Source organism: Oceanisphaera marina (assembly GCF_014643915.1).
GTDB classification, from domain to species: Bacteria; Pseudomonadota; Gammaproteobacteria; order Enterobacterales; family Aeromonadaceae; genus Oceanimonas; species Oceanimonas marina.
On the sequence record NZ_BMKE01000022.1, the window covers coordinates 34,448 to 59,739 of the forward strand.

A 25,292-nucleotide genomic window follows, 5' to 3' on the forward strand; every position below is an offset into this window, starting at 1 on the left:
AGCGCCTATACTGGCTGAAGGATCACGGTTGAGGATGTCATTATGCTGACGCGCACTTTTTTAATGTCTTTATGCGGCTATTTATGGCTGGCTGGCGCGGTACAGGCGCTGGAGTTTTCACCGGCGGCCATGCTTGGCTGGGAGCACAAGCGCTTTGCCGGCGAGACCGAGTATCGGCTGGAGTTCGCCCCCGAATTGCAGCAGCAGGTGATACGAGCCAGTAGCCGGGCGGCGGCGTCGGGTCTTTTCTATGAGCAACGCATCGATCTGGATGCGACCCCCTGGCTCAGCTGGCGCTGGCGGGTAGAGCAATTTCCGACGGTGACCAATGAGCGAGCGAAGTCGGGGGACGATTTTTCGGTGCGGGTTTATGTGGTGGTGCGCGACGGCTGGACCCGGCTGAGCAGTAAAGCCATCAGCTATGTCTGGGCACAGCAGGCCGAGGTGGGGCAAAGTTGGGAAAACCCCTTCGCCGGCGACAAGGCCATGATGCTGGCGTTGCGTAATCGACAGCATGGTGATGGCTGGATAAGCGAAAAGCGTAATATCAAGGCAGATCTACGGCGCTTGTTTGGTAAAGACTTTCGTTATATTGACGCCGTAGCCATTATGACCGACGCCGATAATAGCAAGAGCAGCGCCATCGGCTATTATACGAGTCTGGTGTTTACCCGCGAATGACATTAGTCCATAACGAGGTTAATTCACAAATGAAAAGAATCCTGTTTTCCCTGCTGATATGCCTTGGCTTTGCCGGCAACCTGACTCAGCTCCCGCCGAATTTTACCCTTGTATCAAGCGCCCAGGCCGCCACCGATCCGCTCGCGCAGGCGTACCAGAACCGGCAGAGTGATGTGCAGGTAGCAGGCGATGGCCGAGTGATTCGCCTGCTGGCGGATGACAACCAGGGCTCGCGCCATCAGCGTTTTATATTGGCGTTGCCGAGCGGCCAGACGCTGCTGATTGCCCATAATATCGATTTGGCGCCGCGCATCAACGACCTGCAGGTAGGCGACAGGGTGGCATTTTACGGCGAGTATGAATGGAACAAAAAAGGCGGTGTGGTGCACTGGACCCATCACGACCCTAAAGGATACCACCCGGGTGGCTGGCTGAAGCATAATGGCAAACGTTATCAATAAGCCTGCCCTTGGTTATTTGCACAGAGAGCTCAATCATGTCGGAACAGCAACAATACATAGCGCACACCGAAAACTGGGTGAAGCAGGTGATCATGAAATACAATCTCTGCCCCTTCGCCCGCCGTGAAGTGGAACGGGCCAGTATTCGGTATGTAGTGGTGGAACAGCATAAGATAAAAGCCGTGTTGCAGGCGTTGTTGGCCGAGTGCGCCTTGCTGGATGAACAGCCGACCGTCGAAACCACCTTGATGATAGTGCCCCGTGGCTTTGAGGGTTTTTATGCCTATCTGGATTTGGTTGATTTGGCCAATGATGCGCTGTTTGAGCAAGGGTATGAGGGTAAATATCAGCTGGCCAGTTTTCATCCCGACTACTGCTTTGACGGCGAACCCCAGGACGACGCCGCCAACTACACCAATCGCTCGCCATATCCTACGCTGCATATAATTCGTGAAGCCAGCATGGAACAAGCGTTGGCCAGTTACGACCATCCCGAGTCTATCCCCGAGCGTAATATCCAGTTTGCCCGTCGTAAGGGCAGTGAATTTTTTTCCAGATTACTGGCACACTGTACCAGGCGTTAAGTGGCTGACATGTGACTTTAATAGAATGGAGAGAAAAGATGCGTATTTTACTAATGTGCCTGATCGGTTTGCTGGCGGGCTGTACCGGTATGCCCGATGGGGTGTCGCCGGTCCAGAATTTTGATGCCAAGCGGTATCTGGGCACCTGGCATGAAATTGCGCGGCTTGATCACTCCTTTGAACGAGGGCTGGAGCAAGTAACGGCCGAGTATCAGCTGCGGGATGATGGTGGCATTCAGGTGATTAACCGCGGAGTGGATGCCGACAGTGGCGAGCGAAAACAAGCACAAGGTAAAGCCTACTTTGTGAATGATGAGCAGGAAGCTCACCTTAAAGTGTCTTTCTTTGGCCCTTTTTATGGCTCTTACGTGGTGTTTGAGCTGGATGATAATTATGAATACGCCTTTGTTTCCGGCTATAACCACGATTATCTGTGGTTATTGGCTCGGGAGCCCGAGGTTAGCCCGCAATTGAAAGCGCAGTTCGTCGACAAGGCGAAAGTGCTGGGTTTTGCTACCAAAGAGCTGATTTGGGTAAAACAATAGAACCAGCGCACAGCGTGATATTCTGCCGGTAGCTTTGCATTATTTGATGGACTATCGTTAGTCGCTAATTGATAACAATCTGATTTACACGAACTGAAATACAAAAAAAAGGAGCAAGTGATGCTGAAAAAAATCGCACTGGTCGCTATTGGCGGTCTGTTTGCCACTACGGCTATTGCCCAGTCCGAGCTGTTCAAGGCGGATGATCTGGTTAAATATCGTCAGTCTATTTATCAGGTGATGAGTGCTCAGGCCAAGGTGATGGGTGCCATGGCGAAAGGTGAAATCGAGTTTGATGCCAATACCGTACACGAGCGGGCGTTAAACATGGGAAATGTAGCCAAGTTGCTGGGTGAAACCTATGTGCCGGCGACTCAGGGCGTGAAAGAAAGCAATATGTTGCCTGCCGCCTGGGAAGATATGGATGATTTCAGCGCCAAGGGCAAAGCCTTTGGCAGCGCTCTGCAAGAGCTGATCGCCGCATCCGGTGAGTCTGACTTTGATGCTGCCAAGGCGCGCCCGGCGATTGGCAAGATGCTGAAAAGCTGTAAAGCCTGCCATGATGACTATCGTGATTAAGTCTTTGGTTTGATTATAAGGGGCCTTAAGGCCCTTTTTTTCACTTTGGCCCAGGCAGAATCGCCAGTGATTCATGGCCCAAGGTGCTTTATAACAAAGCCTGTTTTTAAAATGACATAATAGGCAGTAGACTCATGCTATACGCCATATCATGGTGATAAAACGAGCGGCAAGAAGGAGGCGGTTTCGCCATGCACAAATATTCAATTTCAATGCGTCTTCTGCATTGGCTAAGCGCATTGCTGGTGGTGGGGCTGTTTGCCGTTGGGTTGTGGATGCGCAACCTGGGCTATTATGATCCCCTTTACCAGGTGCTGCCTTTTTGGCACAAAAGCGTCGGTTTCTTATTGTTGTTTCTAATACTGGTTCGTTTATTCGTTCGCGGTGTCACTCGTCAGCCTGGCCATTTATCAACCCATAAAACCTGGGAGCGTATTTTGGCGCGCGCCACCCACTGGGTGCTATATGGGTTGATGTTCGGTTTATTTATCAGTGGCTATCTGGTTGCTACCGCAGATAATCGCCCCGCTAATTTTTTTGGCTGGTTCGATATTCCGGTATTGATGACGGCGTTTGAAAACCAGGAAGATATTGCAGGATTAATACATGAATATTGTGCCTGGTCCTTGATTGGTTTGTCTGTCCTGCATGCGGCGGCGGCTATCAAGCATCACTGGTTGGATAAAGACGTGACCCTGAAGCGAATGCTTTAATCGAACAGGATAACCCCAAGGAGAGTAACGATGAAAAAAACCATGATTGCAGCTGCTTTGCTGGTACTGACCCCTCAGGCGTTTGCCGCCGCAGAAAACTATGTTGCCGATACTGAAGGCATGCATGCGTCGGTAAATTTCAAAGTCAGCCATCTTGGCTATAGCTGGGTGGTCGGGCGCTTCAATGATTTTAAAAGCAGCTTTGTATTCGACGAAGACGACGCCGCCAACAACAGCGTCGAAGTGACCATCAATACCAGCAGTGTCGATACCAACCATGCCGAACGTGACCGTCACATTCGCAGCGACGACTTCCTGAATGTGAAGGAGTTTCCGCAAGCCAGTTTCAAGAGTACCAGTGTCACCAAAGACGATGACGATGGCGAATACACAGTGAAGGGTGATCTGACCCTGCACGGTGTAACCAAAGCCGTTGAGTTTGAAATTGAAGAAGTGGGTGCAGGTAAAGATCCCTGGGGTGGTTATCGCCGGGGTTTTGAAGGCGAAATGGAATTGAAGCCGGCAGATTTTGGCATGAATTACGATTTAGGTCCTGCGGCGGCCACTGTTCATCTCGAGTTTCATCTTGAAGGTGTTCGTCAATAAACAACAGGCGAGAACCCCGCCTGAAGTGAGGAGTTATTCCGCATCGGCGGATTATTACCTCATTAAAAAGCCCGGAGCCTTGGCTCCGGGCTTTTCTTTGCTGGCGTAAGGAAACAGCGAACAGCTATAGATAATGGAACAGTACCCAGACCGGTATTGTGGCAAGCAGGCTTGCCACAATAAAGCGCAGCCAGGGAAAGCGTTCATTCGAGGAGACAGCATCGGCCAGCCGACCGTCGGGGACTTGTTTATGGCCGGTAATCATGGCGTTAACCAGAGCTTCGCCCCGCAATCGATACAAGATGATGGCCAGTACATGCAGGCCGATAATGAACAGTATGCCTTGATAAAACCAGTTCTTGTGCCAGCCGGTCATCAGATCTGTGGTGGCGCCGGAGGCATAGTCATACAGCGGACCATTATAAAAAATATCGTCGCTGGCAAACAAACCTGTGGTCAGCTGAAACAGCAAGGTGGCCAATATCACCAGCACCATGATGCCGCCAAGCGGGTTATGGCTAAGGTAGACCGGCTTGTTGGGTCTGATGCTGGCTCGCAGATAATTAACGATATGCTTGGGATGATAGATAAAGTGACTGAAGCGGGCATAAGGCGTGCCGATAAAGCCCCAGATAATGCGATAGGTCAGCAGGGCCAGCAAGGCCTGGGCGAACAGCATATGCCGGTCCATATCGTCGCCTGCCGAGCGCCATAATAGAAACAGCAGTATGGGCAGGCTCCAATGAAAAACCCGAATAGACCAATCCCACACTTTGATGGGGTTAGGGGGCAAGCTGTTCATGAAGCTGTTCTCCTGTAACGTGAATGTTCGGCCATTCTAACGTGAGAACGAATATTGTTTAAGTTCATGCTTATGTTGATGTGCACCAGTGTGACGACCGTCTTTATTAATCTGAAAAATATCAGGAACACAAAACAAAACATCCCGGCCAAAGCCGGGATGTTTGTGACAGCAGAAGGTGACTTACTGGGCGCCAGGCGACTTGATTTTGGCTAATGCCTGCTCCAGACCTTGACGAAACTGGTTGCGGGTGAGGACGTTGATTTCTTGCCATTTGTCACGAGGAGCAAAGTTGACTTTGCTTTCGGTGAGCACATCCTTGCTCTGCAGGGCAATCCAGCGGGCATCGTAGTTACGATTTTGCTCGCCATCCCACTCCAGTACCTGATTGACGATGGCTTTTAAACGATCGGGGTTGCTCATGGCATAGGGGGTGATCTTGGCGCCAAAGCGTTGATTAAGCTGGCTGACGGCGGCATGTGCCGTGTTGTCGGCCGACTTGTTCGCATCGCTGCGTGCACGCAGCTGGGCGGCATAAAACCAGAAGGTGGCCTGTTCCTGATAGTCATTGTCGAACATGATGGCCGAGATCAGGTATAACACCGGTGGAGCGTAGTCGTTAGGGCTTTTCAGAATATCATTGATGATGTCGCCGTTACCGCCGGTAATGGCATCCATGGCCTGCTGGGATTTAGCAACGTCAATTTGGGCAAACTCACCCTTTAGCTTGACGTCCTGAGGTGCCTGGTTTTGGGAGGCCTGGGTGCCGGTGCTTGGCTGAGATTTGCTGGTCTGCTCAGAAGGCGACTGACTGGAACAGGCAGCCAGAAGACCACAGAGTAATAAGGGATACAATTTCATAGGTTAACCTCATCGAGAATAATATACCCAGCAAAGCGGGAAATCGGGTTCAGGTCAAGGGTATTGATATGACTTTTCGACCATTTTACGGCGTTTGAGTGTTGCAGAGGCACTTTCTGTCTCCTTATGGCTGCTGTTGCCAAAACAAGTGAATGTCCTGGCGATAAGAAGCAGGAATGCTGCGGGAACAGCTGAGTATAATGCCATTCCCTTTTTTCATACCGCGAATGGTCCCTTTCAGGGTACGGGCATCTTGCAGCAGTTGCCGACAATGCAAAATCAGGGCTTGAGGAGGCTGACCACGTTTTACCTTAACGTGTATTCCTTCAATGGTAATAAGAAAGCGTTCCTGACGCCGGCGCAGCAGATACAGCAAGCCGAACAACGCAAACGAAACCAGTATCATATTGCTGAACATCATTTTCATCCTTGAAAAGCAGCAGTTAATGGAAAGATGATGACAGTTTGAACCATAAAGGCAAGTTACGCATGATGTTGCCATTAAAAATCAGAGTCGCTACTTTCAATGTCGCCCTGGACAGGCCTCGTGCCGGACAGCTGGCGGCAGAGCTGTCCGCCGGGCACCGTCAACCTCGTCATATCGCCCGTATTTTGCAGAAAATCAGGCCAGATATCGTACTGATCAACGAATTTGATCATGATGGCGAGGCAAAAGACGATCGCCATTTACAGCTGTTTTGCCGTGATTATCTGGCCAGGGGCGAGCAGGGCATCGATTACCCCTATCGTTATCTGGTGCCGACCAATACAGGCTTGCTGGCGCCTTTGGCCCTGCACGGCCAGGGCAGACCCGGTTTGCCTGCCGATGGTCTGGGCTTTGGCTGCTTTCACGGACAGTACGGCTTTGCGGTGCTCTCACGTTTTCCGCTATTGCGTGAGCCGATGCGTAGCTTTCGTCATTTTTTATGGCGGGACATGCCTGGTGCTCGGCTGCCCCAGGCTGCTGAGGGAAGCTATTACAGTGCCGCCGTGCTGCAGCATCTGCCCTTGTCGTCCAAAAATCATATCGACTTGCCGGTGCAGTTGCCCAATGGGCGAGTACTGCATTTGCTGGCCTGTCATCCGGCGCCACCGATAGATGAAGGGCCGGAGCGGCGCAACAGCTGTCGTAATCACGACGAGCTGCGCCTGTGGCATGACTACATCAGGCCGGAACACAGCCATTATATTACCGATGATGCCGGTGGCATGGGCGGGCTTAACCCAGACGAAGACTTTGTTATTCTGGGTGACTTAAACGCCGATCCTCAGGATGGTGACGGTTTTCGTGAGGGCATTCAGGCGCTGCTGGCCGACCCCCGACTCAATAATGCCGTGGCGCTGGGGCGACTGCGACCGGCCTCTGATGGGGGTTTTGCCCTCAGGCAAAAGAGCCGTCGTTCCGGATCTCCCAGATACTGGACCCATAGCCAGGGGCTGCGACTCGATTATGTATTGCCCAGTGCCCGCTTGCAGCCGTTGGCCAGTGGTGTTTACTGGCCCGAACCTCATCAAGAAAATGCGCACTGGTTCTGGAATAAAAATGGCTGGCCAGATCGCCGAGCCAGTTCGGATCATCGCCTGGTCTGGGTGGATCTGGCTCTTTAGTGCTGTGAGTATGCTCACGCTTTTATGACACCGGAGCTGAATAACGCGAGCAATATCAAACATTGACTAATCAATGCTGGGTTTTCAGTGTGCTTGGCTATTTAATGGTTGCCGAGACCCTAGATTGCTTTCGAAGTTCAGTTATTCGTTTTGGTGAAATGAATAAACAGCTGGTATTCTTCATTGCGGGCAAGCCAATTGGCTTGCCCTTTTTCTTGCCCGAATTCCTCTCCCTGCCTCTTCTTTTCATTCGGCGATAGCGACGTTATCAGCGCCGTTCGTGTCTGTTGTGTGCCTGTTATCTTACTGTCGAATATTGAACGTAAAAGTTAAGCCAGGGTGATTTAAATCGCTTTTTATTGGAAATTTAGCACTTTATTCACATTTTATTCTCGTATAGTGAGAATTTAATTTTACACCGCCGATTAATCAGGCAATGTGCATCGAGAAGGAGAGCGTCATGACTACCAAAACCAGCTCCCAGGACAAGGTATTTACGCTGCTGTCTGTTCTGGTCACAGCGCCTGGTGCCTTGACTGCCCGCGAACTCGCCGAGCTTACCGGACTGCCACTGTCCAGCACCTACCGTTATCTGGCGGTGCTGGGTCGCTGGTCATTGGTTCAGGAACGCCAAAGTGGCAAATATGCTCCCGGCCCCATGGCGGTACAACTGGCCGCAGGTTTTGAGCACCAGAACAGTGTGCTGACCTGGGCGCGGCCCTTGCTGGCCGAGCTGGCAGAACGATCCGGTGAAAGTGCCGCCCTTATGATGGTTTCTGGCAACCGTGCGCTGTGTGTCGAGATGATCGACAGCTCTCAGGCGCTGCGTTGTTGCTACCAGAAAGGCTATTCCCAGCCGTTGCGCTATGGCGCCAGTGCGAGAGCCTTGCTGGCGTTCATGGACCAGAGCCTGCGCGAGCAGGTACTGGCAGAGCTGCCATTAGCAGAGCGCACCCGGATGATTCGATCGCTGGCGCAGGTGCGGGAGCTGGGCTATGCGGTATCACAGGATGAAATTGACCAGGGAGTCTGGGGCGTTAGCGCACCGGTACTGGGCAGCAGGGATCATTTGCTTGGCGCCATCAGCCTGATGGCTCCTGCCGATCGGGTGGCTGGAAATCAGAATCAGTGGATTCGCTGGACTTGCGATGCAGCGGCGCGCCTGGGAGCGATAAGTTATTAGTTGTTTGTATCAGGAGTAGAGGTAGCAATGGACCAAACCAGACATCAAGTGGCCGACATGTCTTTGTGGCAAGGGCGGGTAGACAATGAAGAAGGCGAGCTGGCTCGCCGCTGGCATCAGCAAGTGCAAGCCGCCGCAGATGAGCAGGCCCCGGGGCTGGTCTTGCTGGGATTTTGTTGTGATGCCGGCGTGCTTCGCAATCAAGGGCAGGTGGGTGCAGCAGCAGGCCCTCAGGCTCTGCGCTCTGCCACCGCCAATCTGGCCTGGCATCTGCACACTCCACTCTATGACGGCGGCGATGTGTATTGCCACGCCGATGAGCTGGAAGCCGCTCAGGCTTTGTATTCTCACAAGGTGGCCACCTTTATGGATGCCGGGCACAGGGTGATCGGTTTGGGGGGCGGTCATGAAATTGCCTATGCCAGTTTCAATGGTCTGGTTGAGCACCTGAGTCGCCAGCCAACCCCTCCTCGTATCGGCATTATCAACTTTGATGCCCATCTGGATTTACGCCGCTCGGCCAAGGCCAGTTCAGGTACGCCGTTCAATCAGTGTGCCGCACTGTGTGAATCTCTGGGGCTTCCGTTCCATTACACCTGTATTGGTGTCAGCCGTTATCACAATACCGACGCCCTGTTTGATCGGGCCAGCCAGCTGGGCACGCGCATCGTGCTGGATGAACAGCTGAATAACTGGGATATACAACCGCTGATGACGGCACTGGATCAGGCCATCGACGAAGTTGATGTGCTCTATGTCACCGTGTGTCTCGATGTGTTGCCGGCCAGCCTGGCACCGGGCGTGAGCGCACCGGCCGGAAGAGGAATGGATTTGGGGCTGCTGGAATATGCGCTGGAGCGCATCAAGGCCAGTAACAAGATGATGATGGCGGATATCGCCGAGCTGAATCCGGCCCGGGATCGCCATTCGAGCACGGCCCGGGTGGCTGCCCGTTTGTTGGCCCGCCTCGCCGGATGAGTTTTTGGTCATATCGATTTTTATTGTAATTAGTTGTAAATATAGGGAAATAAGATGAACCTCATTACGCTGGATGTGATGAACACCACGGCCCTTGCGGTCTTGCTGCTGATGCTGGGTCTGGTACTGCAGCGCAAAGTATCTCTGCTTCATCAATTATGTGTACCGGCGCCGGTGATCGGTGGCTTTGGCTTCGCACTTGTGGTGTGGGCCGCCCGTAGCTGGGGTGGCGTGGAATTCCAGTTTGACACGGCGCTGCAAACCCCGCTGATGATTGCGTTTTTTGCCACCGTTGGCCTGGGTGGCAGCCTGGGATTACTGAAAAAAGGCGGCAAGGTGCTGGGTATCTATCTGGTGGCTTGCTGGATGCTGGCGTTGCTGCAGAATGGCCTGGGGATCGGCATTGCCTCCCTGCTGGGCGAACATCCTCTGCTCGGGCTGATGGCTGGCGCCGTGTCGCTGGAAGGCGGCTTTGGTGCAGCGGCGGCCTTCGGGCCTGAAGCCGAGGCGCTGGGTGTGACCGGTGCCACCACGGCTGCCTTGGCGGCCGCCACCTTCGGCATGGTGGCCGGTGGTTTGCTGGGGGCGCCGGTTGCTCGCGTGCTGATCAGTCGTCACAAGGTCGATATTCATGCGGAGCAAGTGCATGATCTGCAAGCCCTGAAGGAGACTGAACGCCCGACAGCAGCCACCATTACCGGCACCTTGTTGCTGAAAATTGTGGCAGTGGTGCTCTGTACCATGGTGGCGGGTCTTTGGCTGAGCGGCAACTTACGTGGTCAATTCGATATCATATTGCCATCTTATGTTGGCGCCATGTTTATCGCGATTGTGCTGCGTAATCTGAACGACAAACTGACGCTGGTGACACTGCCTGACAATGCCATCAATGCGGTCAGTGATTTTTGTCTGGGTATCTTTTTAACCATGGCGATGATGTCGTTGCAACTGTGGCAGTTGGCAGATCTGGGCTGGACATTATTGATTATTCTGCTGGTGCAGACCCTGGCGATTATTCTGCTGGCGGTGTTCGTGATGTTCCGGTTGATGGGGGCAAACTACGATGCCGCCGTGCTGTGTGCCGGTTTTGTCGGCCACGGACTGGGAGCCACGCCGAATGCGGTGGCCAATATGGGCGCGGTATGTGATCGCTACAAGGTGTTTTCACACAAGGCCTTTATTGTGGCGCCGCTGTGTGGGGCCGTGCTGATCGATATCGTGGCGATTCCAGCCATTACCTGGTGTCTGAACGTTTTTGGCTAAGGTAAACACCAAGCCCGAGAAGTGAAAACCAAGAAGTAAAAAAAGGCCGGTGCATTGCATCGGCCTTTTTTGTTATTGCTGACGTTGGCGAAGAAAGGCCGGAATATCCAGCCCTTCAGGCGTAGGTTCTGTGGGGTGCTCCGCGACAGCTTGAGCCTGCGGCTGTGGTTGAGTCGGCGCTATGGTTTCTTGCGGCGGCTGAATGCCGGTGGCAATCATGGTGACCTGTATGCTGTCAGTCAGGTTGGGGTCCAGGCTGATACCGGACACCACAGTGGCATATTCACCCACGCACTCGGCAACCTGGTCGCCAATTTTCTGAAAATCGTCCAGCCCTATATCCATAGAGGCTACTACGTTCAACAGTACGCCACGCGCTCGCTCCAGCTCTACTTTTTCGAGTAGCGGGTTGTTCAGGGCCTGCAAGGTGGCATCTGCTACCTTGTTTTCACCCGTGCCCAGGCCAATTCCCATGACTGCCTTGCCTTGCTGGCGCATGATGGTGCGCACGTCGGCAAAGTCGATATTGATGAGACCGGTCTGACCTATGATGTCGGCCAATCCCTTGACGGCATTTTGAATGACCTTGCTGCTTTCGGTAAAGGCTTGCAGCAGGGGCGTTTTGGCACCCAGCACCTTGAGCAGATAATCGTTGGGCAGCACCAGCAGGGCGTCGGTGTGTTCGGCCAGAATCTTCAGACCTTCGTCTGCGGCCTTGGCGCGCAACTTGCCTTCAAAAGCAAAGGGACGGGTAACGATGGCGACCGTCATGATACCCAGCTCTCGTGCCACCTTGGCGACGATGGGGGCGGCGCCAGTGCCGGTACCACCGCCCATGCCGGCGGTAATAAAGCATAAATCCGCGCCCCTTAACTGGGCACGGATCTCGTCAATACTTTCTTCTGCTGCCTGGCTGCCAATCTCTGCCTGAGCACCGGCACCCAGGCCGCGAGTCAGTACCTTGCCAAGTTGTAGAATGTTCACCCGGCTTTGTTGCAATGCCTTGGCATCGGTATTCATGGCCACAATACTGACCCGCTCGGGCAGGGCGCTGTCGGCCAGTAGATTGACGGTATTACCACCGCAACCGCCGACGCCGATCACGCCGATATTAATAGCATCACAATCCGGTTCGGCCGGTTCGAAAAAGAGGTGGTCGTTCATCCGGTACTCCGTGGAAAAACAAAAGGGCTGAATCAGTCAGCCCCGCAAATTAAGGTGGTGATAATAAACAGCTTAGCTATTTTTTAATGACTCTGGCGCCAGTATCTCGACTTTTCCCGCCATGTCGGTCAGCCAACGGCGAAATTCGGGCGAGTCTTTGACCTCGGTTTCTACCATCATGCTCTGCTTGTCGTAACGGGTCAACCTGGGGTTGTTGCCCGGAATCGCCGTTTCAATCATGGCGCGATTCGGGTTGGTAATTCGACCCACAAAGTGAATGGTGTCGGACTCTTCGTGATAGCCCTTTTCACGGATCAATTTATTGACGCTGAACTCGCGGGGTTGCGTTACCGGGCGACTGGTCAGCTCCACTTCCTTGATGTGTTCAAAGGAAATACCGTAAATCTTGGGGTCCATGTCCGATACGGTACACAGCAGCATGGTTCCGTCTTTGCGGCCGACAATGCCGAGCGGATTGACCTGCTCGTAACGCAACCAGACGGTACGGCCCTTGATCACACGCTTGATTTCGGCGCTGAACTTGCGACCACGCCATAGCGCATCACGAATGGTGGTGGCGCGGCGAATTTCCGGGCTGCCGGCAAATGGCTTGGGCAGACGAACCACGTTTTCCATCCAGCGACCGGCCAGTTCACTCTGACTGTCGTTAATCACCTGGTTGGCTTTATCAATAATCGGATTCAATTCGGTTAGTACGCTGGCGGGCAGCAGATCGGCGGCCTGGTCGTTCCAGGTCTTGAGCGCCATCGCCAGGCCCAGCGGCATAAAGTTGGCAAAATCATTCAAACCATTGCGTTCAAAGCACCAGCCGTGGGGTTTGCTGCGATCATCTGAAGTGAGATCAAACAAACCCATGCCGGACATTTCTTCCAGGTCGCGCTGTACGGTGCGCAGACTTACCTGGATACCTTCTTCTTCCAGTTTTTCTTGCAGCTGGCGTGCGGTCAGCTTGTACGGACGATAAGGAACACAGCGCGCCAGGGTCAATTGTCTTAATAGCTTCTTACTCATGGTGATGCCCTCTTGCTTGGTATGATTCTATCCTAGATGGAGGGTGTGACAACTTCTGTCGCATCATTTACGAGAGAGACTGTCGCTGTTTTTCTACATTCCTTTTTTTATGGTCTGTTTCTGACGCTGTCTGGCTATGACTCCCGTTCTGTGCTTATGTATGTAAGTTATTGAAGTTAAAACATGTTATCGAGGGTGATATGAAAAAATTCATGCTGTTGTGGCTGCTTGCAAGCAGTCTGGTCTGGGCAGATCCAGTCGCGAAAACGCCCTTTGAACAGACCAAAAAACAGTCGTTACCCGACAGTCAAATGATTAGCCACTACCTGGCCGCTCTTGATAAGACCTCGGATCACGCCAAATTAGTGCAATTGGGCCCCTCCGCCGGTGGTCGGCCGATAGAAGCGCTCTTGCTTTCCGGCTCGGCTGCCTTCCTGCAGCATCCCGCCAATGAAACCGGCAAAGCCACCGTGATGATGTTTGGCTCGCAACATGGCAACGAACCGGCGGGCGCCGAGGCGATGCTGCAGTTGGCGCGGGAACTGGTCGCGGGACAGCATCCGGCCCTGTTGCAGCGGCTTAACCTGGTGCTGGTGGCCATGGCCAATCCCGACGGCCGGGATTTGACTGCTCGCCACAATGCCAATAACGACAATACCAATATCGATTATGTGGCCCTGCAGGCCAGTGAAACCCGGTTGCTGGTGGACGCCTTGCATAGCTTTAATCCGGATGTGGTGTATGACGCGCACGAGTCGGGCATCTGGAAGCGGATACTGACCAAAGAGCAGGGTTGGATGACCGACGTTGAGGCGCAGTTTGATATGGGAAACAACCCCAATATTGATCATGCCCTGCATGACTACACCGAGCACCGCTTGCTGCCCGCCCTCATTGAACGGGTGTCGGCTGCCGGTTTGCCCGCCAGCCGTTATCGTGGAGAAATCACCCGTCTGGAGCAATCGGTGGCCCGAGGGGGGCTTGGGATCACCAACCTGCGTAACTATGCCGCCATGCAGGGGCGGGTGTCGATACTGGTAGAAAACAGACTCGACAATAAAGATGGACGCTACGACACGCCGCGTAATATTGCCGAGCGGGTGCGTAAACAGCATGTGAGCATGCTGGCCATGTTGCAGCTTGTTGCCGACGAGACCGACACTCTGCTGACCGTGTCCCGTGACGCGCGCCAGCATTGGACATCCGGCGCCGAGGGAGAGCAGGTGTTGTCGATGGGAGTCAGTTTTGGCGTTAATGGCCGGCAGCCCGAGGTACAGATCCCCCTGGTGCGTTTTGCCGATGGTCATAAAGCCCTGCATCGCTTTGCCAATCACGATGCGGTGGTTAGCCGGAAACCGGTTGCCTTACCGGCGGCCTATGCCATCACCCGCGAGCGAGAACGCCTGGCCCTATGGCTGGCCAGGCACCATATTGCCTTTACCACACAGGCGACAGCCCGCACATTACAGGTTGATAAGCTGGTTATAACGGGGTTGCGGGTTCAGCCGAAGTCTCGGCCCGGAGTGCGGGAGAAGGTACAGGCAGACGTCGAGGTGACCCGAGCAAGCCTGACCCTGCAACCGGGTGATTTGCTGGTTCCCATGAATCAACCTCTCGCGCCGCTGGCCGCCTTGATGCTGGACCCGCGTTCGGCCAATGCCTTGTATCAGGAAGCTGAGTGGCCATGGTTGGCGTTAGGCGAGTTTCCGGTTTATCCGGTAATTGAGACTGCTGCAGAGGCGCCTTGATGTGCAGGTTGTAACGAGCGGCAGACGACCAGAGGCAGTGACTGCCTCTGGTCGTTTCATGCGTTATCGATGCTTACAGTACCAACCAGGATAATGGCGACTTGCTGATGGCGACGCCATAGATGTAGGCGAAAATGACAATGGAGGCCAGGGCGGCGATCAGGCGCTGACCGCGGGTTTTACCGCGTTTGATGGCGATGGTACCCACTATGATATACAGCACCAGACCGATGACCTTGGCGGTCAGCCAGGGGCTGTTGCCAAACGGAATCTGCTGGCTGAGTACCGCCAACCAGATACCGAACGCCAGCAGCAGGGTGTCTATGATATGAGGCAGTATTTTCAGCAGCTTGTTATTGAGGCGGGCCGGTGAGGGTACCGCCAGCCAGGCGCGTAACATAAAGAGAATGATGCTCAGCAGTGCAAACATCATGTGGGCATGTTTAATGGCCATGTAAGACATAATAACTCCACGAAAGACAATAAGATGGCGCCATGATAGCAGGAACCGGTTTTGTGGTAGTGTGAAATGCAGGGCAAGATCAAGGTTTTAAGGGATAGTCCGTTTTATCTTGCGCGTTCTTTATGATGAAAGTTGACGAGAAACGAGGAATAACATGCTGAAAAAATCTTTATATGCTCTGGTAGCAAGCGTGCTGTCGGTGCCGGTACTGGCCGCGCCGCTTACCGTATATAAATCACCCAGCTGTGGCTGCTGTGAAGACTGGGTGACTCATATGCAGGAATCGGGCTTCGAGGTGACGGTGATCGATAGAGATAATATGGCACCGATAAAAAAGCTTGCCGGCGTTCGCCCCGAGCTGGCGTCCTGCCATACCGGTTTGATTGAAGGCTACGTAATTGAAGGTCATGTGCCGGCAACCGATGTACGTCAGTTATTGCAACAACAGCCCGACGTTGAGGGCCTGACCATTCCCGGCATGCCGCAAAGTGCCCCGGGCATGGATATTCCGGGATCACCTTACGAAGTGCTGAGCTTCGACAAGCAGGGTAATACCCAGGTATTCAGCCGTTATCCTGGCTAGAGCTATCGGGCTCGAAAGCGATAAAACGGCTGCCTCTGAACACCAGGGTGCCGGTTTGCGTGGGGGAGAGCTGCTCATAAAGATGCTGGCTTATCTGAAATTCGCGCTCGTCGGCATCTTCCAGGGGGCGAAAGATCACGTAATAATTAACCCTGGGGGCGGGAAGTTCGGTTTGCTGCGGCTGGGTTTTCCCCATGAATTCGCGGGTGTGTTTATCCACCACCAATACCTGCATGCTATGTGGTGACTGCGCATTATTGTGAAAGTACGCGTAGAGCCGTCGGCCAATAATAATCATGGCAATGAGGATGATGCCCCAGAATACAATTTTACTCATTGAATCCCCCGCGCTGTTTTGTTCAGCTTAATCTCTGTAGAACAGGACGCAAGCCAATTTGATGAAGGTGGCTCTTGAATGATCTAAGGATACAGGGAATATGGCTGTTGCTGTGGGGACTGTTACTGGGGTCGGCGCCGGCGCTGGGACTGTCATTACCGGCCGAGTGGCAGGTGCAGGCCAGCCTGAAGCGAGCCACTGTACCGGCCTGCCCCAAAGAAGCCGCCCACGGGCTGACCATGACGCTTGAAGACGGCAACTTAACAGGACGCTTAGCAGAGTTAAGCCTGGATCTTTCCTGCTCGCGGAGTCAACCCGACCACCCTGAGCCAACCGGACCGCCGGCAGATGCGCTGTCCTTGCTACTGACCCTGCCCGCCATTGATTTTCAGATAGAGACTCTCACCCTGCACCTGCCGCAAGGCGTGGTCAGCGGGCCCGCCGAGTTGCAGCATCGGCAACAGCATCTTGAGGTTTTATGGCAGACGGGTGCCGGTGCGACCCGGCTGAGCATCATACCCGAGCGGTCGGGCTGGCGCTGGCAGGGCGAGCTGCCCGGCGTTTTGCTGACCCCGGACTTGCACCAGCCACTCACCTTGGACGGGGGTTGGCAGCCGGATCAGCCGTTCACTCTGCAGGTAAACGGTGTGTTACCCACGCCATTGCGTGGCAACTGGCAGTTGGCATTGCAGGCTCGACAGGTGCGCGATCAATGGCGCTTGCAACCAAACTCGCAACTGACCATAGATCGCCTGCAATGGAAAACATTGACGCTTCATCGGCTGAAGCTGGCGCCAGAGGGGGATATCTCTTTAACGGATCCCTGGCGGGGACGATTGAGCTGGCAGCGAGGGCAGTGGCAACAGCAGCCGTTGCCTGCGGGCGCATTGCAGTTACATGGTGAGCCTGGCGATCAGCTGCGTGGCACCCTGTTGCTGGACCTGGCCAAAGATGTGCAATTGAACGGCGCCTGGCACTATAGCGAGCATAACGACGGGCAATTGGCGCTTGAAATACCGACGCAGCGATTGTCTGCCGTCAGTCTGTGGTCGTGGCTCAACACCTGGCTGCGCTTGCCGGTAGGCGTCGCGCCACAGGCAGGGCAGGTGCAGCTTTCACTTTCCACCCCGAATCTGCTTGATAACCAACAACCCTTGATCGTGAAAGCCCGGCTACAAGACGGGCAGCTCGGTTATCGCGACATGCTGGCCGAGCGCGTGACGGCTAAACTTCAATTAAGCTGGAGTAAACAGGGGCTGCAGAGTCTGGGACCTCAGGCCGTGTCGATAGACAAGCTGAACGTAGGGATACCCATTACCGATATTCATGCGGCGCTACATTGGCGGGCGCAGGGGCCCTGGTTATCGGGGCTGACGGCACAGGCCTTGGGTGGTCAGCTGGCGTTGTCACCCATGGCGCTGTCCGCCACGCCCACGGGGGAGCTGCATGCCAGCAATATCTCTCTGGAGCAAATATTGAGTTATGCCAACGTAAACGGGTTAACCGGTCAGGGGCAGTTGCACGGCCGGTTACCCTTTGCATTCGATGGGGGCATCAGCGTGACCCATGGCCGAGTTCATAGCGATCAGGGCTGGGTTTCCTATCAGGCCAACGATCAGCTAGTCGCCACCGGCGAGACCAATATGTCACTGGGGTTAACCTTGGGCTTGCTCAGTGATTTACGCTATGACCGCCTTACCGCCACCATTTCGATGGCTCGTACCGGTGAAGCGACCATCGACAGCAGTTTGCACGGACGGGCGCCGGTGATGGGCAAAATGCACCCGGTTAACTTCAATTATCACCATCAGGAAAACCTGTTACAGTTGCTGGCCAGTCTGCGCTTCGCCCAGGATTTGAGTGAGCGGTTACCAGCCAGATTACAGGGGGAGAGCGAGTAATGATTAAATATACGGCCATTATTGGCCTGCTGTGGCTAAGTGCCTGTACGCCTCGGGTTGAAATAATGGTGCCAGACAAGCCGATTACCGTTAATTTGAACGTGAAAGTCGATCACGAAATTCGGGTTCGAGTTGATAGAGAGCTGGAACAACTGTTTGAGCAAAAGCAGGATTTGTTTTAAGGAGTCATGATGCGTTGGTTAATCATAGTGTTGGCGGCCAGCCTGAGCTGGTCGGCCTGGGCGCTGGACTTGCAACAAGCCAAACAGCAGGGCTTGGTGGGGGAGCAGCTCAATGGTCTGGTGGGCGTGGTACAAGCCAGCAGTGAGGTGAAGGCCGTAGCTAACGATATTAATCGTCAACGCCTGGCAAGCTATCAGGATATCGCCCGGCGCACCGGCACCAGTTTAACGGTGGTGCAAAGCCGTGCCGGACAGCTGAATATTGAACGGACCCAAAGCGGACACTATATTCAACTGGCCGATGGTAGTTGGCGACGTAAGTAAACACTATCTATCTGGAGCCTGTTTTTATTGGCTCCATTCGACTTTTTATTCTGCGTTACTTCCCTGTTCTTGGCAAAACCCTTGGTTTATCACCTACGAATGGTTAAAATTTACCCACATTCGTTGGTGAACAAATAAAGGGGTTTGGGTATGCATCATGGGGTTAAGCTTGGCTTGATGTTAGCATGGGTGTTTTATGCCATCCCCCATGCTAAAGGTGTTGATGTGGAAGTAAAGCCGCCGGTTGCCCGAAAAATCCCTCATAATTTAACCCGTCATAACGATACTCGCATCGACAACTACCACTGGCTGCGTGACGACGAACGAGCCGACCCTCGGGTGCTGGACTATCTGCAGCAGGAAAATAACTATACCGATCAGGTGCTGTCGCCGCTCGATTCGCTGCAAGAGACCCTGTATCAGGAAATGATTGCCCGACTTCGCCAGGACGACAGCTCGGTTCCTTATCTGAAAAACGGTTATTGGTATCAGACCCGCTATCAGCAAGGGCTGGAATACGCCATGGTGGAGCGTTATGCCGATGGACAGCCCGAGCAGCGGCAGTTATTGCTGGATGGTAATGAGCGGGCACAGGGCCAGGCTTATTATGAGCAGGGCCAGATAGCCGTCAGCCCCGACCAGCAGACCCTGGCGTTTGCCGAAGATTTCGTATCGCGTCGCCAGTATCAGATTCGTTTCAAGTCCCTGTCTGTTGCAAATCCATCTGACACAAATGAGCCGGCTGGCAACGTTTATGACGAGGTGCTGGAAAACACCTCGGGTAATCTGGTGTGGGCCAATGACAGCCAGACCCTGTTTTACGTCAAGCAGGATGAAGACACTTTGCTGCCTTATCAGGTTTATCGCCATACATTGGGCACGCCGCAAGAGCAGGATGTACTGGTTTATGAAGAGGCCGACAGCAGTTTTTACACCAGCATCTATAAAAGCCGCTCCAACGACTACATCATGATCGGCGTCTGGAGCACGGTAACCAGCGAAGTCAGCTTGTTGGAAGCCAATGACCCCGCCGCACCCGCCCGGGTCTTTTTACCGCGCCAGCGGGGCCACGAATATGATGTTGAGCACTATCAGGGACAGTTTTATGTGCGATCCAATAAAGACGGCGTGAATTTCGGCCTGTATCAGGCAAACGATGGTGAGCAAACCCAGTGGCAGCCTTTAGTTGCGGCGCGTCAGGATGTGCTGCTGGAAGGCTTTACCCTGTTTCGTGACTGGCTGGTACTGGAAGAGCGCAGCGAGGGCTTGACGCACCTGCGTCAAATTCATCGCCAGCATGGCGGTGAACATCAGATCCGTTTTGATGACCCGGCGTATGTGACCTGGCTTGGGGTAAATGCCGAGGCGGACAGCCCCTGGTTGCGTTATGGCTACTCTTCGATGACGCGTCCGGCGACCATTTACGAGGTCAACATGGACACCCAGGAACGGCGCGAGCTTAAGCAGGAATATGTAGGCGAGCAGTTTGACGCCGAGCGCTATCGCAGCGACCGGGTGTGGGTGACGGCTCGCGATGGTGCCAAAGTGCCGGTCTCCCTGGTTTATCGAGCCGATATGTTTGATGCCAAGGCGGGCAATCCCTTGATGGTGTACGCCTATGGCTCATACGGCGCCAGCATGGATCCGGATTTCAGCTCGGCGCGCCTGAGCCTGCTCGATCGTGGTTTTGTTTATGCCATCGCCCATGTGCGCGGCGGCGAAGAGCTGGGGCGAGACTGGTACGAGCAAGGCCGCCTGCTCAGCAAGCAGAATACCTTTAACGACTTTATCGATGTGACACAGGCGCTGCTCAGTCAGGGCTATGGGGATAAAGAACGGGTCTTCGCCTCGGGCGGCAGTGCCGGTGGCCTGCTGGTGGCTTCGGTGGTTAATATGGCGCCGGATTTATTCAATGGCGTGATAGCGGACGTGCCCTTTGTCGATGTGGTGACCACCATGCTGGATGAGTCTATTCCCTTAACCACGGGTGAATTTGATGAGTGGGGCAACCCGGCGGATCCCGAATATTATCACTATATCAAATCCTACAGCCCCTACGATCAGGTGCAGGCCCAGTCTTATCCCCATATGCTGGTGACCACCGGATTATACGATTCTCAGGTGCAGTATTGGGAGCCGGCCAAGTGGGTGGCCAAGCTGCGCGAAATGAAAACCGATCACAACCTCTTGCTGCTGCATTGCGATATGGACACCGGCCACGGCGGCAAGTCTGGTCGCTTTGAGTCTTATCGAGACCTGGCGCGAGAGTATGCCTTCTTGCTGGCGCTGGCCGATGCCGCATCGAATACCCAGGTGGCAGGTTTTCGCGAAGCTGTCGGGGTAGTGAATTAACCCCACCAAATAACGACCCGCAACTTATCGTGAGGAGACAAACCTATCGGCAGGCAGCAAACCTGCAGATATGAGAGAGGCTCATCACGATTTTCGCCTCCCCCTTCTTGCTTTTCCTGCCAAACAGGCTAGGTAACTGATCTAGCCGCCTCTGCCTTCGCCTCTGAGCTGTCGGCAGGTAACATTCACAGGTCACTCCGCTGTCAACGGGAAGGCAGAGGGTGTCTGCTCAGCCGACCATCCGCGCCAGGGATGGCGCGGTTTGAGCCCCCATGGATGGGTTCACGGCGTGTCGGGGGAGTAGTGCCCTCTGCCTGGCAAGCCACACTAATATAAACAAATAGTTGTGACCAAGAGACAGACTGACCGCCGACGGCTGTTTTAGCCTGCAAACGACTGAATAATCACCACCAGCACCAATACCGGGCACACGAAGCGCACATACCAAGGCCAGATCTTCCAGAACACGCCTTGCTCGATGTCGGGGTAACCGGATTTCAATTCAGCCAAGACCGCATTGCGCTGCCATACCCAACCCGCATACAGCGTAATACACAGGCTGACCAGCGGCTGGGCATACTGAGTGGTCAGGGTAATCACCAGACCAAACAAACTGCCAAAGTTAAAGACAATAATAATGCTGAACAGGGTACATACGGCGGTGACCAGCCAGGTGGCCTTGATCCGCGACAGGGTTGACGACTCCAAAACCAGGGAGACGGGGGCTTCCAGCATGGAAATAGCAGAAGTAAGAGCGGCCACTATCATCAGCAGGAAAAAGGCAAATGCCACCGGATATTGCGCCGCCCCCATGGTGTTGAACAGGGCGGGCAATACCGAAAATACCAGGGTGTCGGAGCTGAGCAGGGAGCCATCTTCGGCAAAAATGGTCACGCCGTTGTGCTGTGCCACATACATGGCTGGCAAAATCAGCAAACCCGCCATAAAGGCCACGCCGGTATCCAATAGCGTCACCTGGGCGGCCAGTGCGGGAATATTGGCCTGACGATTCAGGTAAGAGCCATACAGCATCATCACGGCCGCGCCCAGCGACAGCGAGAAAAAGCTCTGGCCCAATGCACCTATCAGCACATCCCCATTGAGCACTCGAGAAAAATCGGGCACCAGATAGACTTTCAGGCCTTCACTGGCGCCGGGTTGCAGCAGCATATAACCGGTTAACACCACCAACATCAGCAGCAGCAAGGGCATCAGGCGGCTGGACCATTTTTCGATACCCTGTTCCAGGCCTCGGCTCACCACATACAGGCTCAGCAGGGCAAACATAAGGGTGAACACCACATTGCGCGACGTAGAAAAGCCGGTCAACCAACTGGCCGAATCGGTGGCGCCAGCCAGGCTGGCAACGGGCTCCAGAGCATAAGAGACAAACCAGCCCGACACTATGGCGTAAAAGGTGAAAATAAAGCTGACAGTCAGCACCGCAGCCAGGCCAACCAAACCGGCAAGCGGTTTACCCAAAGGATGCTGGGTCAGGGTTTTCAGTGCGCGAAAGGGGTTGGATTGGCCGTGACGACCAATGGTGATTTCCGCCACCAGCATGGGATAGCCCAGCAAAAAGATGAACAGCAAGTAGACCAGCAAAAATGCCCCGCCACCGTTGCTGGCTGCCTGAGTCGGAAAGCCCCAAATATTACCCACGCCAATGGCTGAACCGGCGGCGGCCATCACGAATCCTAGCTTACTGCTGAACTGCGCCCTTTTTTCCACGTCTTGCTGCTCCTGCTGACTGTAAAGTTAAACGTACAACTGCTGATAAACAAAAATAGCGGTGACTATGGTATTTTGCAGTGTTTTTGTCAAAGGGAAGTGAGCAGGCCAGGGTATGTAAGTGATGGGGCGCCGATTTTCAGGCAAAAATAAGGCGCATGACTGCGCCTTGTTTAACAATATCAGCCCGGCTTATGTGAATTGGGTGGTCAACTTGAGCCAGTTACGGCGTTGAGTGGTAAAGGCGGCTTTCAGCTCGTCGCAGGTCAGCCGCAGTCGCAGTTCTTCATATTTGCAGCGAACGGCCTTTTTCTTCAGCTCCAGCAAATGCTTGCGCACCTGATAGTAGCTTTTAAGGTGTTGCAGCAAACGCTCGTATTCACTGTGCAGCAATGCCAGCCACTGCTCGGTATCGGCATTTTGCTGACGCTTCATGATTTTTTGCCGGGCGATTTCGAAGCGGCGCTCCAGCTGAGCCTGCTCGATACGCTCTTGCGGGCAGGTACGCAGACGGGAGGTCAGTTTTAACCAGCTCATGCTGCGGATCAGCCATTTGGTGGGATCGTAATGCCACCAGCGAATGCCGTTGCGATAGTCGGTTTCAAACAAATGATGAAAGTTATGGTAACCCTCGCCAAAGGTCAGCACCGCCAGCAGGTCGTTATCCCGTGCTGAATTCTTGCTGGTATAGGGCTGACGGCCCCAGAAATGCGCCAACGAATTAATGAAAAAGGTGACATGGTGACCCAGAAACAAGCGCAGGCCTCCGGCCAATAACAGCATGCCCCAGATGTCGCCGTGCCAGAACCCCAGCAACAGCGGCAGGCCGATATTCATCAGCAGGGTGAGTACCAGATAATGCTTATGCTGAAACTGCAGTATGCGATTGCGTTTAAGATCGGCGATATTGCTATCGTCCGGGGAGTGGTAGTGGCGCAGCATCCAGCCCATGTGCGAGAACCAGAGTCCTCGGCTGGCGGAATAGGGATCTTTGTCAATATCGTCAACATGGCGATGATGGCGGCGGTGATCGGCGCACCAATGGTAGGCGGAGTTTTGCAACGACAGGGCGCCACCCAATGCAAATATCCATTGCAGCAGCGGATGAGCCTCATAAGCCTTGTGGGCCCAAAGGCGATGGTAGCCGCCGGTAATAGACAGGCAGCTATAACTGAACAACAACAGCATGGCGAGCCATTGCCAACCATCATAGCCATGGGTCAGACCGTACCAGGGGACCAATACCAAGGCCGCCAGCCCCGTGCCTGTAAAGACGGCCAGGTTGGTCCAGATTAGAGGAGGTTTATGCATCTTGAATATCCATTGAGCGAACAGATGTACACCATTTTCGGCTGTAATGACGACCAACGTCAATCAAAAATTAAACTAACGAAGCTGACCCCATGACGACAAAGGGGTATGATCCAATTATTAACATGTTAGATTTGGGTGTGCCGTGGGCATTCGCGCTGAACAAAAAGAAAAAACCCGCCGTACTCTGATTGAAGCCGCTTTTAGTCAATTGAGTGCCGAGCGCAGTTTTTCCAGCCTGAGCCTGCGCGAAGTGGCGCGGGAAGCCGGGTTGGCGCCTACCTCTTTTTATCGCCATTTTAAAGATATGGAAGAGCTGGGACTCACTTTAGTCGATGAAGGTGGGCTTACCCTCAGACAATTGATGCGTCAGGCTCGTCAGCGCATTGCCGATGGTGGTAGTGTTATTCAAATATCGATAAAAACCTTTATGGAGTTTATCGAGCGAAGCCCGGATGTGTTCCGCCTGTTGTTGCGGGAGCGCTCGGGTACGTCGGCAGCATTTCGCCAGGCGGTGGCTCGTGAAATACAGCATTTTACGGCCGAGCTAACAGATTATCTGGAAGAAAAACAGCAAACTAGCCGAAGCTATGCCGAAATGCAGGCCCAGGCGATGGTGACCATCGTATTCAGTGCCGGGGCAGAAGCGCTGGATATGAACGAGAGTGAGCGGGCGGCGTTGGCCGAACGTATGACCTTGCAACTGCGGATCATTGCCAAGGGCGCAGATGCATATAATAAAGCAAAGAGGCTTTAGGCCCTATAATTAGGAAGGATGACCATGTCAGTAAATAAACCCATACGTCGCAAACCTATCTTGTTGGCGCTGTTAGTTGGTCTGTGCGGTAATGCGACATTAGCTACCTTGAGTGTTAGCCAGCTGGCGTTTTCTATATTTCCTATCATAGCGTTGGCGCTGGCCGCCCGTATGCTATATCAGGAATACCTGAGTGCGCCCATGGAAGGCGATACCCCGCTATGTACCTTGATCGCCTTTTTGATTGGGGTCTTTGGTTATTCTGCATTCCTGCGCACCCAGTTCCCGGAAATGGGCACCAACTATCTGTCGGTGATGATCAGCCTGATTCTGGTTATCTGGCTGGCATTGAAAATGGGTGTAGCGGCACGTCCTCTGGTTGAAGAAGACGCAAAGTCATAAGACTCGCCCGACCGTCGATATAAAAGCCCGCCACTCGGCTAACACCATTCAGTTAAGCGTGTTTAGACTGAATGGTGTACCGAGTTTTTGATATCCGAACGGTCCTACTCTTGGGCCGTTTTCTTTTTTCAGGCAGAATAT

General features: G+C 53.8%; 28 protein-coding genes. 19 read left to right on the top strand and 9 right to left on the bottom strand.

What is annotated here, in order from left to right:
• Positions 1-42 precede the first annotated feature (42 nt).
• From IEW52_RS12595 to IEW52_RS12625, 7 genes are all read left to right on the top strand, one after another.
• On the top strand, positions 43-681 hold the full coding sequence (locus IEW52_RS12595; protein ID WP_229667939.1) for a DUF3047 domain-containing protein: 639 nt from the start codon (positions 43-45) through the stop codon (positions 679-681).
• 29 nt (positions 682-710) lie between these two features.
• A complete protein-coding gene (locus IEW52_RS12600) occupies positions 711-1,142 on the top strand; it encodes a DUF3465 domain-containing protein (RefSeq protein ID WP_188630432.1) in 432 nt (143 codons plus the stop codon).
• A gap of 35 nt (positions 1,143-1,177) precedes the next feature.
• The gene (locus IEW52_RS12605; RefSeq protein WP_188630433.1) at positions 1,178-1,726 is read left to right on the top strand and encodes a DUF1415 domain-containing protein; all 549 of its coding nucleotides are present in this window, start codon (positions 1,178-1,180) and stop codon (positions 1,724-1,726) included.
• A gap of 38 nt (positions 1,727-1,764) precedes the next feature.
• Positions 1,765-2,271 carry a lipocalin family protein gene (locus IEW52_RS12610; protein WP_188630434.1) on the top strand — a complete coding sequence of 169 codons (507 nt, stop codon included), beginning with the start codon at positions 1,765-1,767 and terminating at the stop codon, positions 2,269-2,271.
• 120 nt (positions 2,272-2,391) lie between these two features.
• A complete protein-coding gene (locus IEW52_RS12615) occupies positions 2,392-2,850 on the top strand; it encodes a c-type cytochrome (protein WP_188630435.1) in 459 nt (152 codons plus the stop codon).
• A 191-nt stretch (positions 2,851-3,041) separates the two neighbouring features.
• Positions 3,042-3,563, top strand: coding sequence for a cytochrome b (locus tag IEW52_RS12620; RefSeq protein ID WP_229667940.1), 522 nt, complete (start codon positions 3,042-3,044; stop codon positions 3,561-3,563).
• A 30-nt stretch (positions 3,564-3,593) separates the two neighbouring features.
• Positions 3,594-4,169 (top strand): YceI family protein, encoded by a 576-nt coding sequence (locus IEW52_RS12625; protein ID WP_188630436.1) that lies wholly within the window; start codon positions 3,594-3,596, stop codon positions 4,167-4,169.
• A gap of 124 nt (positions 4,170-4,293) precedes the next feature.
• Here IEW52_RS12625 and IEW52_RS12630 read toward each other — a convergent pair whose 3' ends face one another.
• From IEW52_RS12630 to IEW52_RS12640, 3 genes are all read right to left on the bottom strand, one after another.
• Positions 4,294-4,971 (bottom strand): cytochrome b/b6 domain-containing protein, encoded by a 678-nt coding sequence (locus IEW52_RS12630; protein WP_188630437.1) that lies wholly within the window; start codon positions 4,969-4,971, stop codon positions 4,294-4,296.
• Positions 4,972-5,154: 183 nt separating this feature from the next.
• Positions 5,155-5,832 carry a hypothetical protein gene (locus IEW52_RS12635; RefSeq protein WP_188630438.1) on the bottom strand — a complete coding sequence of 226 codons (678 nt, stop codon included), beginning with the start codon at positions 5,830-5,832 and terminating at the stop codon, positions 5,155-5,157.
• Positions 5,833-5,956: 124 nt separating this feature from the next.
• Positions 5,957-6,253: a DUF3634 family protein gene (locus IEW52_RS12640; RefSeq protein WP_229667941.1), complete on the bottom strand. Its 297-nt coding sequence runs from the start codon at positions 6,251-6,253 to the stop codon at positions 5,957-5,959.
• Between the two features lie 68 nt (positions 6,254-6,321).
• On the opposite strand from IEW52_RS12640, the gene IEW52_RS12645 reads away from it, so the two are divergent.
• The 4 genes from IEW52_RS12645 to gltS all read left to right on the top strand — a co-directional run bounded on the left by IEW52_RS12645 (position 6,322) and on the right by gltS (position 10,864).
• A complete protein-coding gene (locus IEW52_RS12645) occupies positions 6,322-7,440 on the top strand; it encodes an endonuclease/exonuclease/phosphatase family protein (protein ID WP_229667942.1) in 1,119 nt (372 codons plus the stop codon).
• A gap of 460 nt (positions 7,441-7,900) precedes the next feature.
• Positions 7,901-8,623 (top strand): IclR family transcriptional regulator, encoded by a 723-nt coding sequence (locus IEW52_RS12650; protein WP_188630439.1) that lies wholly within the window; start codon positions 7,901-7,903, stop codon positions 8,621-8,623.
• Positions 8,624-8,650: 27 nt separating this feature from the next.
• On the top strand, positions 8,651-9,601 hold the full coding sequence (hutG, locus tag IEW52_RS12655; protein ID WP_188630440.1) for a formimidoylglutamase: 951 nt from the start codon (positions 8,651-8,653) through the stop codon (positions 9,599-9,601).
• Between the two features lie 54 nt (positions 9,602-9,655).
• Positions 9,656-10,864 carry a sodium/glutamate symporter gene (gene gltS / locus IEW52_RS12660; protein WP_188630441.1) on the top strand — a complete coding sequence of 403 codons (1,209 nt, stop codon included), beginning with the start codon at positions 9,656-9,658 and terminating at the stop codon, positions 10,862-10,864.
• Positions 10,865-10,936: 72 nt separating this feature from the next.
• Here the strand turns inward: gltS and ftsZ are convergent, their stop codons facing one another.
• Positions 10,937-12,028 (bottom strand): cell division protein FtsZ, encoded by a 1,092-nt coding sequence (ftsZ, locus tag IEW52_RS12665; RefSeq protein ID WP_188630442.1) that lies wholly within the window; start codon positions 12,026-12,028, stop codon positions 10,937-10,939.
• A gap of 72 nt (positions 12,029-12,100) precedes the next feature.
• Positions 12,101-13,060, bottom strand: a complete 960-nt coding sequence (locus IEW52_RS12670; RefSeq protein WP_188630443.1) for a helix-turn-helix transcriptional regulator — start codon at positions 13,058-13,060, stop codon at positions 12,101-12,103.
• Between the two features lie 200 nt (positions 13,061-13,260).
• On the opposite strand from IEW52_RS12670, the gene IEW52_RS12675 reads away from it, so the two are divergent.
• Positions 13,261-14,808, top strand: a complete 1,548-nt coding sequence (locus IEW52_RS12675) for a M14 family zinc carboxypeptidase (protein WP_229667943.1) — start codon at positions 13,261-13,263, stop codon at positions 14,806-14,808.
• A 73-nt stretch (positions 14,809-14,881) separates the two neighbouring features.
• Here the strand turns inward: IEW52_RS12675 and IEW52_RS12680 are convergent, their stop codons facing one another.
• Positions 14,882-15,271, bottom strand: a complete 390-nt coding sequence (locus tag IEW52_RS12680) for a SirB2 family protein (RefSeq protein WP_188630444.1) — start codon at positions 15,269-15,271, stop codon at positions 14,882-14,884.
• A gap of 154 nt (positions 15,272-15,425) precedes the next feature.
• On the opposite strand from IEW52_RS12680, the gene IEW52_RS12685 reads away from it, so the two are divergent.
• Positions 15,426-15,854, top strand: coding sequence for a DUF411 domain-containing protein (locus tag IEW52_RS12685; RefSeq protein ID WP_188630445.1), 429 nt, complete (start codon positions 15,426-15,428; stop codon positions 15,852-15,854).
• On the opposite strand, the gene IEW52_RS12690 is transcribed toward IEW52_RS12685, so the two are convergent.
• Complete coding sequence (locus tag IEW52_RS12690) at positions 15,835-16,191, bottom strand: DUF2500 domain-containing protein (protein ID WP_188630446.1); 357 nt, start codon at positions 16,189-16,191, stop codon at positions 15,835-15,837. The two genes, IEW52_RS12685 and IEW52_RS12690, sit on opposite strands and share 20 nt — an antisense overlap.
• Positions 16,192-16,265: 74 nt before the next feature.
• Between IEW52_RS12690 and IEW52_RS12695 the strand changes: the two genes are divergently transcribed.
• The 4 genes from IEW52_RS12695 (at position 16,266) to IEW52_RS12710 (ending at position 20,950) form a co-directional block, all read left to right on the top strand.
• A complete protein-coding gene (locus IEW52_RS12695; RefSeq protein WP_229667944.1) occupies positions 16,266-18,092 on the top strand; it encodes an intermembrane phospholipid transport protein YdbH family protein in 1,827 nt (608 codons plus the stop codon).
• A complete protein-coding gene (locus IEW52_RS12700; RefSeq protein WP_188630447.1) occupies positions 18,092-18,274 on the top strand; it encodes a YnbE family lipoprotein in 183 nt (60 codons plus the stop codon). Before IEW52_RS12695 ends, IEW52_RS12700 begins: the two co-directional genes overlap by 1 nt.
• 6 nt (positions 18,275-18,280) lie before the next feature.
• A complete protein-coding gene (locus IEW52_RS12705; protein ID WP_229667945.1) occupies positions 18,281-18,598 on the top strand; it encodes a YdbL family probable chaperone protein in 318 nt (105 codons plus the stop codon).
• A 177-nt stretch (positions 18,599-18,775) separates the two neighbouring features.
• Positions 18,776-20,950, top strand: a complete 2,175-nt coding sequence (locus IEW52_RS12710) for a S9 family peptidase (RefSeq protein ID WP_188630448.1) — start codon at positions 18,776-18,778, stop codon at positions 20,948-20,950.
• A 381-nt stretch (positions 20,951-21,331) separates the two neighbouring features.
• Here IEW52_RS12710 and IEW52_RS12715 read toward each other — a convergent pair whose 3' ends face one another.
• Together IEW52_RS12715 and IEW52_RS12720 are read right to left on the bottom strand one after the other, a co-directional pair.
• Positions 21,332-22,681, bottom strand: coding sequence for a sodium-dependent transporter (locus IEW52_RS12715; protein WP_188630449.1), 1,350 nt, complete (start codon positions 22,679-22,681; stop codon positions 21,332-21,334).
• Between the two features lie 192 nt (positions 22,682-22,873).
• Positions 22,874-23,992 carry an acyl-CoA desaturase gene (locus tag IEW52_RS12720; protein WP_188630450.1) on the bottom strand — a complete coding sequence of 373 codons (1,119 nt, stop codon included), beginning with the start codon at positions 23,990-23,992 and terminating at the stop codon, positions 22,874-22,876.
• 145 nt (positions 23,993-24,137) lie between these two features.
• Between IEW52_RS12720 and fabR the strand changes: the two genes are divergently transcribed.
• Positions 24,138-24,749 carry an HTH-type transcriptional repressor FabR gene (fabR, locus tag IEW52_RS12725; RefSeq protein WP_188630451.1) on the top strand — a complete coding sequence of 204 codons (612 nt, stop codon included), beginning with the start codon at positions 24,138-24,140 and terminating at the stop codon, positions 24,747-24,749.
• Positions 24,750-24,773: 24 nt separating this feature from the next.
• Positions 24,774-25,151 (top strand): YijD family membrane protein, encoded by a 378-nt coding sequence (locus IEW52_RS12730; RefSeq protein WP_188630452.1) that lies wholly within the window; start codon positions 24,774-24,776, stop codon positions 25,149-25,151.
• Positions 25,152-25,292: the final 141 nt, after the last annotated feature.